The organism is Isoptericola jiangsuensis (genome assembly GCF_002563715.1).
GTDB lineage: Bacteria > Actinomycetota > Actinomycetes > Actinomycetales > Cellulomonadaceae > Isoptericola > Isoptericola jiangsuensis.
This window is the reverse complement of record NZ_PDJJ01000001.1, coordinates 1,980,606-1,995,058: the sequence shown is the minus strand read 5'-3', so window position 1 is coordinate 1,995,058 and position 14,453 is coordinate 1,980,606. Positions and strand designations below refer to the sequence as shown.

Annotated in this window: 14 protein-coding genes; 4 read left to right on the top strand and 10 right to left on the bottom strand. The window is 73.1% G+C overall.

Annotation, left to right across the window (positions count from 1 at the left end; genetic code table 11):
• The first annotated feature begins 78 nt into the window (after positions 1-78).
• Genes tal through pgl form a run of 4 tightly spaced genes read left to right on the top strand, consistent with a single transcriptional unit; the run spans position 79 to position 4,504 of the window.
• A complete protein-coding gene (tal, locus tag ATJ88_RS18555; protein ID WP_098463540.1) occupies positions 79-1,197 on the top strand; it encodes a transaldolase in 1,119 nt (372 codons plus the stop codon).
• A 43-nt stretch (positions 1,198-1,240) separates the two neighbouring features.
• Positions 1,241-2,782, top strand: coding sequence for a glucose-6-phosphate dehydrogenase (gene zwf, locus ATJ88_RS08995; protein ID WP_098463539.1), 1,542 nt, complete (start codon positions 1,241-1,243; stop codon positions 2,780-2,782).
• Positions 2,783-2,807: 25 nt separating this feature from the next.
• On the top strand, positions 2,808-3,743 hold the full coding sequence (opcA, locus tag ATJ88_RS08990; protein ID WP_098463538.1) for a glucose-6-phosphate dehydrogenase assembly protein OpcA: 936 nt from the start codon (positions 2,808-2,810) through the stop codon (positions 3,741-3,743).
• Positions 3,740-4,504 (top strand): 6-phosphogluconolactonase, encoded by a 765-nt coding sequence (gene pgl / locus ATJ88_RS08985; protein WP_098463537.1) that lies wholly within the window; start codon positions 3,740-3,742, stop codon positions 4,502-4,504. The genes opcA and pgl overlap by 4 nt, the downstream gene beginning before the upstream one ends.
• A gap of 97 nt (positions 4,505-4,601) precedes the next feature.
• On the opposite strand, the gene ATJ88_RS08980 is transcribed toward pgl, so the two are convergent.
• From ATJ88_RS08980 to ATJ88_RS08935, 10 genes are all read right to left on the bottom strand, one after another.
• A complete protein-coding gene (locus tag ATJ88_RS08980; RefSeq protein WP_098463536.1) occupies positions 4,602-4,970 on the bottom strand; it encodes an RNA polymerase-binding protein RbpA in 369 nt (122 codons plus the stop codon).
• Between the two features lie 100 nt (positions 4,971-5,070).
• Positions 5,071-5,316: a preprotein translocase subunit SecG gene (gene secG, locus ATJ88_RS08975; protein WP_098463535.1), complete on the bottom strand. Its 246-nt coding sequence runs from the start codon at positions 5,314-5,316 to the stop codon at positions 5,071-5,073.
• A gap of 162 nt (positions 5,317-5,478) precedes the next feature.
• Positions 5,479-6,246 carry a triose-phosphate isomerase gene (gene tpiA / locus ATJ88_RS08970; protein ID WP_211287565.1) on the bottom strand — a complete coding sequence of 256 codons (768 nt, stop codon included), beginning with the start codon at positions 6,244-6,246 and terminating at the stop codon, positions 5,479-5,481.
• Positions 6,247-6,324: 78 nt separating this feature from the next.
• Positions 6,325-7,521, bottom strand: coding sequence for a phosphoglycerate kinase (locus ATJ88_RS08965; RefSeq protein WP_098463533.1), 1,197 nt, complete (start codon positions 7,519-7,521; stop codon positions 6,325-6,327).
• A 144-nt stretch (positions 7,522-7,665) separates the two neighbouring features.
• Positions 7,666-8,670: a type I glyceraldehyde-3-phosphate dehydrogenase gene (gene gap, locus ATJ88_RS08960; protein ID WP_098463532.1), complete on the bottom strand. Its 1,005-nt coding sequence runs from the start codon at positions 8,668-8,670 to the stop codon at positions 7,666-7,668.
• Positions 8,671-8,905: 235 nt separating this feature from the next.
• Entirely contained in the window at positions 8,906-9,886 is a 981-nt protein-coding gene (gene whiA / locus ATJ88_RS08955) for a DNA-binding protein WhiA (protein ID WP_098463531.1), read from the bottom strand.
• Between the two features lie 38 nt (positions 9,887-9,924).
• On the bottom strand, positions 9,925-10,923 hold the full coding sequence (locus ATJ88_RS08950) for a gluconeogenesis factor YvcK family protein (protein WP_098463530.1): 999 nt from the start codon (positions 10,921-10,923) through the stop codon (positions 9,925-9,927).
• Positions 10,920-11,855, bottom strand: coding sequence for an RNase adapter RapZ (gene rapZ, locus ATJ88_RS08945; RefSeq protein ID WP_098463529.1), 936 nt, complete (start codon positions 11,853-11,855; stop codon positions 10,920-10,922). The genes ATJ88_RS08950 and rapZ overlap by 4 nt, the downstream gene beginning before the upstream one ends.
• A 31-nt stretch (positions 11,856-11,886) precedes the next feature.
• Positions 11,887-13,881, bottom strand: coding sequence for an excinuclease ABC subunit UvrC (gene uvrC / locus ATJ88_RS08940; protein ID WP_098463528.1), 1,995 nt, complete (start codon positions 13,879-13,881; stop codon positions 11,887-11,889).
• A 50-nt stretch (positions 13,882-13,931) separates the two neighbouring features.
• Entirely contained in the window at positions 13,932-14,438 is a 507-nt protein-coding gene (locus ATJ88_RS08935) for an OsmC family protein (RefSeq protein WP_098463527.1), read from the bottom strand.
• Between the last annotated feature and the right edge of the window lie 15 nt (positions 14,439-14,453).

The following is a 14,453-nucleotide window of genomic DNA, read 5'->3' as shown; positions in this document are numbered from 1 at the left end:
GGCGCCCCACCTCGGGATCTCCCCGGCCGGCCCCGCGCCGGCCTCCCCGCCGGGACAGGTACGACGAGAGGACCACTGATGACGCAGCCCACCGTCCCCGGACCCGTCGAGGACCTGACCCGAGCAGGGGTCTCCGTGTGGCTCGACGACCTGTCGCGCGAGCGCCTGCGCTCCGGCAACCTCGCCGAGCTCGTCGCCACCCGCGGCGTCGTCGGCGTGACGACGAACCCCACCATCTTCGCGGGCGCGCTCGCCGGCGGCGACGCCTACGACGACGCCCTGGCCGAGCTCTCCGGCACCGACGTCGAGGACGCCGTCGAGCGCATCACCACCGACGACGTCCGGCAGGCCGCCGACGTCCTGCGCCCCGTCTACGACGCGACCGGCACCGTGGACGGCCGGGTCTCGATCGAGGTCGACCCGCGACTGGCGCGCGACACCGCCGCGACCGTGGCCACCGCGCAGCGGCTCTGGGCCACCGTCGACCGGCCGAACGTCATGATCAAGATCCCCGCCACGGTCGAGGGGCTGCCCGCGATCACGGCGGTCCTCGCCCAGGGGATCAGCGTCAACGTCACCCTCATCTTCTCCATCGAGCGGTACCGCGCCGTCATGGACGCGTTCCTCGCGGGCCTGGAGCAGGCGCGGGAGAACGGGCACGACCTCGCCCCGATCGGCTCGGTCGCGTCGTTCTTCGTGTCCCGGGTCGACGCCGCGGTCGACGCGGCGCTGGACGACGTCGGCACCCCGGAGGCGCTCGCCCTGCGCGGCACCGCGGCGATCGCGAACGCCCGCCTCGCCTACGCCGCCGCGGGCGAGGTCTTCGCCTCCGAGCGCTGGCAGGCCCTCGCCGCCGCAGGCGCCCACCCCCAGCGACCGCTGTGGGCCTCGACCGGGGTCAAGAACCCCGACTACCCGGACACCCTGTACGTCACGGAGCTCGTCGCCCCGGGCGTGGTCAACACCATGCCGCAGGGCACGCTCGACGCCGTGGCCGACCACGGCGAGATCACCGGTGACACCGTCACGGGCCGCGCCGACGAGGCGACCGCCACGCTCGCCGCCGTGGAGGCGCAGGGCGTCTCGATCGCGGAGGTCACGACGCGGCTCGAGGACGAGGGCGTCACCAAGTTCGAGGTCAGCTGGGACGAGCTCCTCACCACGACCAAGGCCGGCCTCGACGCCGCCGGCGCCTGACGTCCCACCCGCACACGCCGAAGAACCGAGGAGACGGGCACCCGTGAGACCGGCCAAGATCACCGCCGAGCACAACCCGCTGCGCGACCCGCTCGACCTTCGCCTCCCGAGGATCGCCGGCCCCTGCGGCCTGGTCATCTTCGGGGTCACCGGCGACCTGTCGCGCAAGAAGCTGATGCCGGCGGTCTACGACCTCGCCAACCGGGGCCTGCTCCCGCCGGGCTTCGCGCTCACCGGGTTCGCCCGGCGCGACTGGGCGGACGAGGACTTCGCGCAGGTCGTGCACGACGCCGTCAAGGAGCACGCGCGCACGCCGTTCCGCGAGGAGACGTGGCAGCAGCTCGCCGAGGGCATCCGGTTCGTGCAGGGCAGCTTCGACGACCCCGAGGCGTTCGAGGAGCTGCGCCGCACCGTCGAGAACCTCGACGCGGAACGCGGCACGGGCGGCAACCACGCCTTCTACCTGTCGGTGCCGCCCAGCGCGTTCCCGCTGGTCTGCGAGCAGCTGTCCAGCTCGGGCCTGTCCCGCTCCGAGCCGGACGCCTGGCGGCGCGTCGTCATCGAGAAGCCGTTCGGCCACGACCTGGCGTCCGCCCAGGAGCTCGACGGCGTCGTGAGCAAGGTGTTCGACCCCGAGTCGGTGTTCCGCATCGACCACTACCTGGGCAAGGAGACCGTCCAGAACATCCTGGCGCTGCGCTTCGCGAACCAGATGTTCGAGCCGCTGTGGAACAGCGGCTACGTGGACCACGTCCAGATCACGATGGCCGAGGACATCGGCATCGGCGGTCGCGCCAGCTACTACGACGGCGTGGGCGCCGCCCGCGACGTCATCCAGAACCACCTGCTGCAGCTCCTCGCGCTGGTCGCGATGGAGGAGCCGGTGAACTTCGACGCGGCCGCGCTGCGCGCCGAGAAGATCAAGGTGCTGTCGTCCGTCCGGCTCCCCCGCGACCTGTCGCGGCACACCGCGCGCGGGCAGTACGCCGCGGCGTGGCAGGGCGGCGAGCAGGTCGTCGGCTTCCTCGAGGAGGAGGGCTTCAACCCCGACTCCACGACGGAGACGTACGCGGCGGTGCGCCTCGACATCGACAACCGGCGCTGGGCGGGCGTGCCGTTCTACCTGCGCAGCGGCAAGCGGCTGGGCCGCCGCGTCACCGAGGTCGCGGTCGTCTTCAAGAAGGCGCCGCACCTGCCCTTCGAGTCGTCCCTGACCTCGGACCTGGGCAGCAACGCGCTCGTCATCCGCGTCCAGCCGGACGAGGGCGTCACCCTGCGGTTCGGCGCCAAGGTGCCGGGCACCGCCATGGAGGTCCGCGACGTCACCATGGACTTCGGGTACGGGCACTCGTTCACCGAGTCCTCCCCCGAGGCCTACGAGCGCCTCATCCTCGACGTGCTGCTCGGCGACCCGCCGCTGTTCCCCACCCGCGAGGAGGTCGAGCTCTCCTGGAAGATCCTCGACCCGGTGATCGAGCACTGGGCCGGCAAGGGCCGCCCCGAGCCGTACCCCTCGGGCTCGTGGGGCCCGCCGTCCGCCGACGCCATGATGGCCCGCGACGGCCGCACCTGGCGCCGACCCTGACCCGCCGGCACGAAGGAGCACTCCCATGATCATCGACATGCCGGACACCACGACCAACAAGGTCAGCAAGCGCCTCGACCACCTCCGCGACGAGGGCGGTGCCGTGGCCCTCGGCCGCGTCCTCACCCTCGTGGTCGTCGCGGCCGAGGCGGACGTCGAGGGGGCCGTCGACGCCGCCAACGAGGCCAGCCACGAGCATCCCTGCCGCGTGGTCGTCGTCGCGCCGCTCGACGGCGTCGGGACGACCGGGCGCGTGGACGCCCAGATCCGCGTCGGCGGCGACGCGGGCGCGTCCGAGGTCGTCGTGCTGCGCTGCACCGAGCCGCTGCTCGCCCACCCCGACACGCTCGTCATGCCGCTGCTGCTGCCCGACGCCCCGATCGTCGTGTGGTGGCCGGCGGACGGTCCCGTCGACCCGGCCGCGGCCCCCCTCGGCGCGATGGCGCAGCGACGCATCACCGACACCACCACCTCCGACGAGCCGGTCGCGATGCTCGCCCGGCTCGCGGAGTCGTTCGACAGCGGTGACACGGACCTCGCCTGGGCCCGCGTCACCCTGTGGCGCGGGCTCATCGCCGCGGCGCTCGACCAGCCGCCCTACGCGGCCGTGACCTCCGCGCGCGTCGAGGGTCAGACGGACCACACGTCCCTCGACCTGCTCGCCGCGTGGCTCGGGCTCAAGCTGAAGTGCCCCGCCACGGTGGTGCGCACCGGCGGCTCGGACGCCATCACGCGGGTCGTGCTGGAGCGCAAGGACGGACCGATCGTGCTCGACCGCCCCGACGGACGGATCGTGACCATCAGCCAGCCCGGCAAGCCCGACCGCCACATGGCGCTGCCCATCCGGGCGCTGTCCGAGGCGCTCATCGAGGAGCTGCGGCGACTCGACCCCGACGAGGTCTACGGGCAGGTGCTGCAGCGCGGCCTCGCGCGCGTCGAGACCGTCGAGGCGGGCTCGTGAGCACCCGCCTGGTCGTCGTCCACCCCGACGCCGCGACGCTCGCCCGGGCGACCGCCGCGCGCCTGCTGACCCGGCTGCTGGACGCGCAGTCGGTGCACTCCCCGGTGCACGTCGTGCTCACGGGCGGCACCGTCGGCATCCGCACCCTCGCGGAGATCGCGGCGAGCCCGCTGCGCGGCGCGGTCGACTGGTCCGGCGTCCACCTGTGGTGGGGCGACGAGCGGTTCCTGCCCGCCGGCGACCCGGACCGCAACGAGACCCAGGCCCGGGACGCGCTGCTCGACCTCCTCGTCGCGGAGCACGGCCTGCCCGCCCAGCACGTCCACGCGATGCCGGCGCGTGGTGACGGCCCTGGCGAGGCGAGCACGCCCGAGGAGGCCGCCGCGGCCTACGCCCGCACCCTCGCCGAGCACGCTCCCCGGGGTGAGCACGTCCCCGACTTCGACGTCCTCCTGCTCGGCATGGGGCCCGACGGCCACGTGGCGTCCCTGTTCCCGCACCACGCCGCCCTCGAGGCGCCGGGGTTCACCGCCGGCGTGCACGGCTCCCCCAAGCCCCCGCCGGAGCGTGTCACCCTCACCTTCGCGGCGATCGGCGCCGCCCAGGAGGTGTGGGTCGTCGCGGCCGGCGCGGAGAAGGCCGCGCAGGCCGCCGCCGCGCTGTCCGGCGGGCCCGTCACGCACGTGCCCGCGGTCCGGGCGATCGGGCACCGCCGCACCCTGTGGCTGCTCGACGCCGCCGCAGCGTCCGAGCACCGCTGACCACACCGGTCCGTCCGGACCGACGGACGGACCGCTGGGACGCACGACGAAGGGGGCGGGCCGGGAGAATCCTCCCGGCCCGCCCCCTTCGTCGTCGTCACACGCGGCTCGGCACGCGACCCTGCCGGCGCGCCCGCAGGGTGGCCAGCGCCTCCTCCAGCAGAGCGGCACCGTCCTCCTCGGAGCGTCGCTCCTTCACGTACGCGAGGTGCGTCTTGTACGGCTCGTTGCGGATCGGCGCCGGCGGGTTCGCCCGGTCCTGCCCGGCGGGGAACCCGCACCGCGGGCAGTCCCACTGCTCCGGCGGGTCGACCTCGTCGAGCATCGCGAAGCTCGGCCTGATCTCGTGCCCGTTCAGGCACCAGTACGAGACCGTCCTGCGGGGAGCCGCTTCACCGCGCTCCTGCTCCCCCATCGGACCCGCGCCGACGCGGGAGCCACGGATGGCATGTCCGGCAGATACCACGTGTCGTCCTCACCTTCGATCAAGTGGGAGCTCTCCCACGGACGAACCGCAGCCGGGGCCGCCGACGCTCGACGGCCGGGCGCGGATCCGGATGGTGCTGTCAGCCCACCTTGGTGGCGAGACCCAGCAGGACGATGACCACCGTCCAGACCAGGGCGATGCCGATGGTGATCCGGTTGAGGTTGCGCTCGGCGACGCCCGAGCTGCCCGCCGCGCTGGAGATCCCCCCGCCGAACATGTCGGACAGGCCTCCGCCCTTGCCCTTATGCATGAGGATGAGCAGGATGAGGAAGGAGCTGGTCAGGACCAGCAGGACCTTCAGGAGGATGATCAACGCGGCGAACATGTGTCCTCGAATCTTGGTCGCCTGACGGCGGGCTGTCGGTGCCGGGATTGCCCGGCGGGGTCAAGACTAGGTGAAGAGGACCCCCTGTGGCGAACCCCTCATCTCAGGACGAAGGGACACCACAGGGGGCCGGTGGGGAGCAGCGCTCCCCGGTCGTTCTCGTCAGCCGACGTGCGACTGGAAACGCGCGATCTTCGCGAACTCCTCCGGGTCGAGGCTGGCACCGCCGACGAGCGCGCCGTCGACGTCCGGCTCGGCCATGATCTGCGCGACGTTGCCGGACTTCACCGAACCGCCGTACAGGACGCGCACGCCCGCGGCGAGCTGGGCGTCGTACAGCTCGGCCAGGCGGGCGCGGATCGCACCGCACACCTCCTGCGCGTCCTGCGGGGTCGCGACCTCGCCGGTGCCGATCGCCCAGACGGGCTCGTAGGCGATGACGACGTCCTTGGCCTGCTCGGCCGGGACGCCCTCGAGCGCCGCGTCGACCTGGGCCAGGGAGTACGCCACCTGGTCGCCCGCCTTGCGGACGTCCAGGCCCTCGCCCACGCACAGGATCGGGACGATCCCCTTGCCGAACGCCGCCTTCACCTTGGCGTTGACCAGCGCGTCGTCCTCGTGGTGGTACTCGCGGCGCTCGGAGTGCCCGACGGCCACGTAGGTGCAGCCGAGACGCTTGAGCATCGAGCCCGACACCTCACCGGTGTACGCGCCCGACTCGTGCTGCGAGACGTCCTGCGCGCCGTAGCGGACCTCGAGCTTGTCGGCGTCGACCAGGGTCTGCACCGAGCGCAGGTCGGTGAACGGCGCGAGCACCGCCACCTCCACCGCGGAGTAGTCGTGCGACGCGTCCTTGAGCGTCCACGCCAGCTTCTGGACCGCGGCGATCGCCTCGGCGTGGTCCAGGTTCATCTTCCAGTTGCCCGCCATCAGCGGCGTGCGGTTCGTGGCCACAGTTCGTGTCCTTCGTGTCGTGGTGGTCGGTCGTCGGGTGCGGTCCGCCGGGCCTCAGGCCAGGACGGTGAGGCCGGGGAGCTCCTTGCCCTCCAGCAGCTCCAGGCTCGCCCCGCCACCGGTGGAGATGTGGCTGAAGCCGGCCTCGTCGAAGCCGAGACGGCGCACCGCGGCCGCGGAGTCGCCGCCGCCCACGATGGAGAAGGCGCCGTTCGCGGTCGCGTCGACGATGCCCTGCGCCACGGCGCGGGTGCCGCCGGCGAACGCCTCGAACTCGAAGACGCCCATCGGGCCGTTCCAGGCGATGGTGCGGGCGTCCGCCAGCTTCGCCGCGAAGAGCGCGCCGGCGTCCGGGCCGATGTCGAGGCCCATCTTGCCGTCGGGGATCGCGTCGGCCGCCACCGTGGTGTGCGGGGCGTCGGCCGCGAACGCGTCCGCCGCGACGATGTCCGTCGGCAGGACGATCTCCACGCCGTTGGCCTCGGCCTGCTCCAGGTAGCCGCGGACGGTGTCGATCTGGTCCTCCTCGAGCAGCGAGGAGCCCACCGAGTGGCCCTGCGCCGCGAGGAACGTGAAGACCATGCCACCGCCGATGAGGAGGCGGTCCGCCTTGGTGAGCAGGTTCGCGATGACGCCCAGCTTGTCCGAGACCTTCGACCCGCCGAGCACGACGGCGTAGGGCCGCTCGGGGTCGGTCGTGGCGCGCGAGAGCGACTCGACCTCCTTGAGCACCAGGTCGCCCGCGGCCGCCGGGAGCACCTGGGCGACGTCGTAGACGGACGCCTGCTTGCGGTGCACGACGCCGAAGCCGTCGGAGACGAACGCGTCGGCGAGCCGCGCGAGCTCGCCGGCGAGCTCCTCGCGCTCGGCGTCGACCTTCGAGGTCTCGCGGGCGTCGAAGCGCACGTTCTCCAGCAGCGCGACCTGACCGTCGGCCAGGCCGGCGACGGTGGACTGCGCGGACGCGCCGACCAGGTCCTCGGCCAGCGCGACGTCCTGGCCGAGGAGCTCGCCGAGGCGGGCCGCGACCGGGGCCAGGGAGTAGCGCGGGTCCGGGGTGCCCTTGGGGCGGCCCAGGTGCGCGGTGACGACGACGCGGGCGCCGGCCTCGACCAGACGGGTGAGCGTCGGGAGGGCGGCGCGGATGCGGCCGTCGTCGGTGATGGTGGTGCCGTCCAGCGGCACGTTGAAGTCGGAGCGGACGAGGACGCGCTTGCCGCGCAGGTCCCCGAGGGAGTCGATCGTCTTCATGAGCTCACCTCGTGCAGGTCGTTCGGGTAGGACGCAAGGGTCGTGACACGACGACGTCCGCGGGGCGCGGTGCCCGCTCGTCGCGGGGACGGGCGGGACCGCGCACCCGCGGACGTCGTGGTCACGCTGGGGCGGAGCTGGTCGTCAGAGCTTCTCGCCGACGAAGACCGTCAGCGCGACGAGCGAGTTGGAGTAGCCCCACTCGTTGTCGTACCAGGACACGACCTTGACCTGGTTGCCGATGACCTTGGTGAGCTTCGCGTCGAAGATGCTCTGGTGCGGGTTGGTGACGATGTCCGTCGAGACGATGTCGTCCTCGACGTACTCCAGCACGCCCTTGAGCGGGCCCTCGGCGGCGGCCTTGACCGCGGCGTTGACCTCCTCGACCGTCACGTCCTTCGGCGCCTCGAAGGTGAGGTCGGTGGCCGAGCCGGTGATGACGGGCACGCGCATGGCGAAGCCGTCGAGCTTGCCCTTGAGCTCCGGGAGCACGAGCGCGACGGCCTTGGCGGCGCCGGTCGAGGTCGGCACGATGTTCTGCGCAGCCGCACGGGCACGACGCAGGTCCTTGTGCGGACCGTCCTGGATGTTCTGGTCACCGGTGTACGCGTGGATGGTCGTCATCAGACCACGCTCGATGCCGATCGCGTCGTTGAGCGCCTTCGCCAGCGGGGCGAGGCAGTTCGTGGTGCACGAGGCGTTCGAGATGATGTGGTGCGCGGCCGGGTCGTACAGGTCGTTGTTCACGCCCATGACGAACGTCGCGTCCTCGTTCTTCGCCGGAGCGGAGATGATGACCTTCTTGGCACCGGCGTCGATGTGCGCCTTCGCCTTGGTCGCGTCCGTGAAGAAGCCGGTCGACTCGATGACGATGTCGGCACCCAGCTCGCCCCAGGGGAGGTTGGCCGGGTCGCGCTCGGCGAGCGCACGGATCTTGTGGCCGTCGACGATGATGTTGTCGTCGTCGAACTCGACCGTCTTGCCCAGCCGGCCCAGCACGGTGTCGTACTTGAGCAGGTGCGCGAGCGTCTTGTTGTCCGTCAGGTCGTTGACGCCCACGACCTCGATGTCCGCACCGGACTCGACCAGAGCCCGGTAGAAGTTACGTCCGATGCGGCCGAAGCCGTTGATACCGACGCGAATGGTCACGATAGCCCTCCTCAGGGCGCGCCGGATCTTGCCCGGCGCACACGGTAGATGCCAATCTCATGCGCGCACTCGGCGCGCTGATGCTCGCGGTGTCCCCTGGAATGCCGTGACGATGCCTTCCGGGACCTCACGTCCAGGGGTCACCGTCGTCACCTGACGCCCCCGAGCCTATACCCTCGCGTTGCCGGTCGCAGACCTTGGCCGCCGGTGAGACAGGTGGGCCGCCCACCAGGGCTCAGAGGTCCAGCAGGTCCGGGCTGAGGCCGGCCTCGGTGTCGGGGATCCCGAGCTCCATCGCCCGCTTGTCCGCGGTCGACAGCAGACGCCGGATGCGACCCGCCACCGCGTCCTTCGACAGCGGCGGGTCCGCCAGCTGCCCGAGCTCCTCCAGGGACGCCTGCTTGTGCGCCAGACGCAGCTCACCCGCCTGGCGCAGGTGCTCCGGCACCTCGTCGGCGAGGATCTCGAACGCGCGCTCCACGCGCGCGCCGGCCGCCACCGCGGCACGCGCCGAGCGCCGCAGGTTCGCGTCGTCGAAGTTCGCCAGCCGGTTCGCCGTGCCGCGGACCTCGCGGCGCGCACGCCGCTCCTCCCACGCCTCCCGGGTCGTCACCGCGCCCACGCGCTTGAGCAGCGCGCTGATCGCGTCGCCGTCACGGACCACGACCCGGTCCACGCCCCGCACCTCACGCGACTTGGCCTGGACGCCCAGCCGGCGCGCCGCACCCACGAGCGCGAGCGCCGCCTCCGGGCCCGGGCACGTGACCTCCAGGGCCATCGAGCGCCCCGGCTCGGTCAGCGACCCGTGGGCGAGGAAGGCCCCGCGCCACACCGCCTCCGCCTCGTCGACGCCGCCGGAGACCACCTCGGGTGCCAGCCCGCGCACCGGGCGGCCCCGCGCGTCGAGCAGCCCCGTCTGGCGCGCCAGGGACTCCCCCTCGCGCACCACCCGGACCACGTAGCGGTCGTTCTTGCGCAGCCCGCCCGCACGCACCACGATCAGCTCGCTCGCATGCCCGTACAGGTCCGCGATCGCCTTGCGCAGCCGGGCGGCCGCCGCCTCCGAGTCGAGCTCGGCCTCGATCACGACCCGTCCCGAGATGATGTGCAACCCGCCCGAGAACCGCAGCATCGCCGAGACCTCGGCCTTGCGGCACGACGTCCGGGTCACCGTGTAGCGCGCGAGCTCGTCCTTCACCTCTGCCGTGAGAGCCATGCGGTCATCCTGCCACGCGCGGGGACGACCGACAGCCGTCAGAGCGGCTGCTCCGACGTGCCCTCGAACACGTCCCGGAACGCCGCTGCCAGCAGCAACGGGTCGTGGCGGGCCGACCCGTCGCGGTGGCGCACCGGCCGCAGCACCAGGCGCGCGCCCAGCGCCGCCGCCGCCTCCGCCAGGACCTCCGGGTCGTCGACGCCCGACGGGTCCGCCAGGACCACGTCCACCCGCAGACCCGGCGCGTGCTTGCCCAGCGCCTCGAGGTGCTCCGCGTGGGTCAGGCCGTGCGTCTCGCCGCGCTCCGCGCTGAGGTTGAGGGTCACGCACCGCCGGGCCGGGGTCGCCTCCAGCGCCGCGGCGAGGCCCGGCACCAGCAGGTGCACGAGCACCGACGAGTACCAGGACCCCGGCCCCATGACCACCCAGTCCGCGTCGAGGACGGCACGGACCGCCTCCGGGCACGCCGGCGGGTCGGCGGGCACGAGCCGCAGCTGCTCGATCCGCCCGTCGGTGACCGCCACCCGGCTCTGGCCGACCACCGTCTCGCGGCCGCCGTCGTCGTGCGCGACGTCCGCCTCGACGACCAGCGGCACGGACGCCATCGGCAGCACCCGGCCCCGCGCACCGAGCAGCCGACCGACCCAGTCGAGGCCCTGCACGGTGTCGCCGAGCCGCTCCCACAGCGAGACGATGAGCAGGTTGCCCATCGCGTGCCCGTCCAGGTCCCCCGAGGACGTGAACCGGTGCTGGAGCAGGTCGCTCCAGGTCCGGCCCCACTCGGAGTCGTCGCACAGCGCCGCCAGCGCCATCCGCAGGTCACCCGGGGGCAGCACGTCGAGCTCGTCGCGCAGCCGCCCGGAGGAGCCGCCGTCGTCGGCGACCGTCACGACGGCGGAGATCCGCTCCGAGATGAGGCGCAGCGCGCTCAGGGAGGCCGACAGCCCGTGCCCGCCCCCGAGGGCGACCACGGAGGGCCCGCCGAGGTGCGGGGCACGGACGCGTGCGGCCGTGCCGTCGTCGGTGCTCAGTGTCATTCCTTCCCGAGGTCGCGCGCCGTGAGGGTCACCTGCTGGCCGCCCGCGCGCAGCCGGTCGGCGATCTCGCCCGCGATCGCCACCGACCGGTGCTTGCCGCCGGTGCACCCGACGGCGATCGTCACGTAGCGCTTCTCCTCGGCGAGATAGCCCGCCAGGACCGGCTCCAGGGCGGCGACGTAGCGGTCGACGAACTCGAGGGCGCCGGGACGGTCCAGCACGTACCGCCGCACGGCCTCGTCGCGTCCCGTGAGGTGGCGCAGCTCGCTGATCCAGTACGGGTTCGCGAGGAACCGGACGTCGGCCACGTGGTCGGCGTCGAGCGGGATGCCGTACTTGAAGCCGAACGCCAGCACGTTGACCCGCAGCGCGTCCGGGGACCCCCCGGCGACCACGTCGCGCACCTCCTTGGCGAGGTCGTGCACGGACAGGTCGGACGTGTCGATGACGACGTCCGCCCGCTCCGCGATCGAGGCCAGGACACGACGTTCGATGCCGATGCCGTCGAGGATGCGGCCGTCGCCCTGCAGCGGGTGCGGCCGGCGGACGCTCTCGAACCGGCGCACGAGCACCTCGTCGCTCGCGTCGAGGAACAGGATGCGGTACGACATCCCCCCGGCCTGGAGGTGGTCCAGCGCCACGGCCAGCTCGGAGAAGTACTCCCGGCCGCGGACGTCCACGACCACGGCGAGCCGCTCCACGGACGAGCCCGCGCGGGTCATGAGGTCCACGAGCGGGACGATCATCAGCGGGGGCAGGTTGTCGACGACGAACCAGTCGAGGTCCTCCAGCACCCCGGCCGCACGGGACCGACCGGCCCCGGACATGCCGGTGATGATGAGCACCTCGGGGTCGGAGCGGTCGGGGGCGGGGGTGGCCGCCTCGATCGCGGGGATGCCGGCGGGGACGGTGATGGGCGACGGTTCGCTCATGGTCCCAGCATGCCAAAGGTCGCCATCGATCTCAGGTCGCCGCTCCGGTCGCGAGCGCGTCGACGACGGCCTGGGCGGTGCGTCGCCCCACGCCCTTGACCTCGGCGATCTCGTCGACGCTCGCCGCCCGGAGGCGCTTGACCGAGCCGAAGCGGGCGAGCAGCGCCTGCTGGCGGGCCGGGCCCAGGCCGGGCACGCCGTCCAGCACCGAGGTGGTCATGCCCTTGCTGCGCCGACGGCGGTGCTGGGCGATCGCGAACCGGTGCGCCTCGTCGCGGACCCGCTGGAGCAGGTACAGGCCCTGGGAGGCCCGCTGCAGGATGACGGGGTGGTCGTCCTCGGGCACCCACACCTCCTCCAGCCGCTTCGCGAGCCCGCACAGCGCGACGTCGGTCACGCCGAGCTCGGCCAGGGCGCGAGCGGCCGCCGCCACCTGCGGCGGCCCGCCGTCCACGACGACGAGGTTCGGCGGGTACGCGAACCGTCGGCGGGCGGGCTCGGCGGAGTCGCCCTCGTCCGTGCCCTCGTCGTCGGGCGGGACCTCCCCGGAGATCGACGGGTGGGCGTGCTGGTCGGCGAGGTAACGACGGAACCGACGGGTGATGACCTCGTGCATCGCCGCGGTGTCGTCGGCGGCCCCGTCGCCCTCGGGCCCGCGCACCGAGAACGTGCGGTACTCCCCCTTGCGGGGCAGCCCGTCCTCGAACACCACCATGGACGCCGACTGGTAGGTCCCCTGGGTGTGGGAAACGTCGTAGCACTCGATGCGCAGGGGTGCCTCGTCGAGACCGAGCGCGTCCTGGATCTCCGCGAGCGCCTGGCTGCGGGTCGTCAGGTCGCCGGCCCGACGGGTGCGGTGCAGCGCGAGCGCCTGCTCCGCGTTCTTGCGCACCGTCTCGGCCAGCTCCCGCTTGTCGCCGCGCTGCGGCACGCGTACCGCGACCTGGGAACCGCGCAGGCCGCCGAGCCACGCCGTGACCTCGGGCAGGTCCGGAGGCAGGACGGGGACCAGGACCTCGCGGGGCACGGCCTCGCGGGCGGCGGCCCGCGCCTGGGCGGCCGGGACGTCGCCCGCGGCCGCCGTGTCCTCCACGGCGCCGTAGACCTGCTGCAGGAGGTGCTCGACGAGCTCGGCGTCGGTGACGTCCTCCACCTTCTCCACGACCCAGCCGCGCTGGCCGCGGATCCGTCCACCCCGGACGTGGAACACCTGGACGGCGGCCTCGAGCTCGTCGCCCACGAGGGCGAAGACGTCCGCGTCCGTGTCGTCGGACAGCACGACCGCGTTCTTCTCCGTGACGCGGCGCAGCGCGGCCAGGTCGTCGCGCAGCCGCGCCGCCTGCTCGTACTCCATCGCGGCGGCCGCCTCGGACATCTGGCGTTCCAGACGGCGCACGAACCTGCCCGTGTCCCCCGCCATGAAGTCGCACAGGTCGGACGCGAGCGCGCGGTGGTCCTCCGGCGAGATCCGCCCCACGCACGGCGCGGCGCACTTGTCGATGTACCCGAGCAGGCACGGCCGCCCCGACTGCTGCGCCCGCCGGTACACCCCCGACGAGCAGGTGCGCACCGGGAAGACGCGCAGCAGCAGGTCGAGCGTCTCGCGGATCGCCCACGCGTGGCCGTAGGGCCCGAAGTAGCGGGTGCCGGGGCGCTTCGTGCCGCGCATCACCTGCGCGCGAGGGATCTCGTCGCCCATCGTCACCGCGAGGTACGGGTAGGACTTGTCGTCCCGGTACTTCACGTTGAAGCGCGGGTCGTACTCCTTGATCCAGGAGTACTCCAGGGCGAGCGCCTCCACCTCCGTGCCGACCACGGTCCACTCGACCGACGACGCGGTGGTCACCATCTGCTGCGTGCGATGGTGCAGGTTCGCGACGTCCTGGAAGTAGTTCGACAGCCGCTGGCGCAGGTTCTTCGCCTTGCCGACGTAGATGACCCGGCCGTGCGGGTCGCGGAACCGGTAGACGCCCGGCGAGGTCGGGATCTCGCCCGGTCGCGGGCGGTACGTCGCGGGGTCGGCCATGGCCCCAGACTAGGTCAGCGCGCCGACATCCCCGTGCGCCGCGGACCTGCTCAGACGGTGGTCGAGGTGCGCAGCGGCATCGGCTCGACCAGCACCGGGAAGTTCACGCTGCGCGCGACGAAGCACAGGGCGTGGGCCCGGTGGTGGAGCTCGGCGAGGCGCGCGTCGGTCACGTCCGACGCCGCGTCGACGACCACCTGGGGGTGCAGCGTGACGTCGGTGAACTGGCCCTCGCCGCGCGACTCGACGCGCATGGTGCCGGTCGCCGCGTCCGTGTAGCCGCGCACCACGACGCGCGCCTCGGCGGCCAGGTGCAGGAACCACAGCATGTGGCACTGCGCGAGGCTCGCCACGAGCAGCTCCTCGGGGCTGTACCGCGCGCCGTCGCCACGGAACGCGGGGTCGGCGCTGCCGGGCACCACGGGGTGCCCCGGCGCGGTGACGTCGTGGTCGCGCGTGTACGCCGCGTAGGAGGTCGTCGCGCCGGCGGGGTCGCCCTCCGCCACGCCCGCGGTGGGCCAGGTGACGGACGCGGCGAACGAGTGCTGGGCTCCCATGCGCCCACCGTAGGG

Bases quoted from the DNA above. Each gene is read 5' to 3' on its own strand.
- uvrC (WP_098463528.1), bottom strand. From the start codon at position 13,881: ATGGCCGACCCCGCGACGTACCGCCCGCGACCGGGCGAGATCCCGACC.
- ATJ88_RS08965 (WP_098463533.1), bottom strand. From the start codon at position 7,521: ATGAAGACGATCGACTCCCTCGGGGACCTGCGCGGCAAGCGCGTCCTC.
- tal (WP_098463540.1), top strand. From the start codon at position 79: ATGACGCAGCCCACCGTCCCCGGACCCGTCGAGGACCTGACCCGAGCA.
- secG (WP_098463535.1), bottom strand. From the start codon at position 5,316: ATGTTCGCCGCGTTGATCATCCTCCTGAAGGTCCTGCTGGTCCTGACC.
- opcA (WP_098463538.1), top strand. From the start codon at position 2,808: ATGATCATCGACATGCCGGACACCACGACCAACAAGGTCAGCAAGCGC.
- whiA (WP_098463531.1), bottom strand. From the start codon at position 9,886: ATGGCTCTCACGGCAGAGGTGAAGGACGAGCTCGCGCGCTACACGGTG.
- ATJ88_RS08950 (WP_098463530.1), bottom strand. From the start codon at position 10,923: ATGACACTGAGCACCGACGACGGCACGGCCGCACGCGTCCGTGCCCCG.
- rapZ (WP_098463529.1), bottom strand. From the start codon at position 11,855: ATGAGCGAACCGTCGCCCATCACCGTCCCCGCCGGCATCCCCGCGATC.
- tpiA (WP_211287565.1), bottom strand. From the start codon at position 6,246: ATGGCGGGCAACTGGAAGATGAACCTGGACCACGCCGAGGCGATCGCC.
- ATJ88_RS08935 (WP_098463527.1), bottom strand. From the start codon at position 14,438: ATGGGAGCCCAGCACTCGTTCGCCGCGTCCGTCACCTGGCCCACCGCG.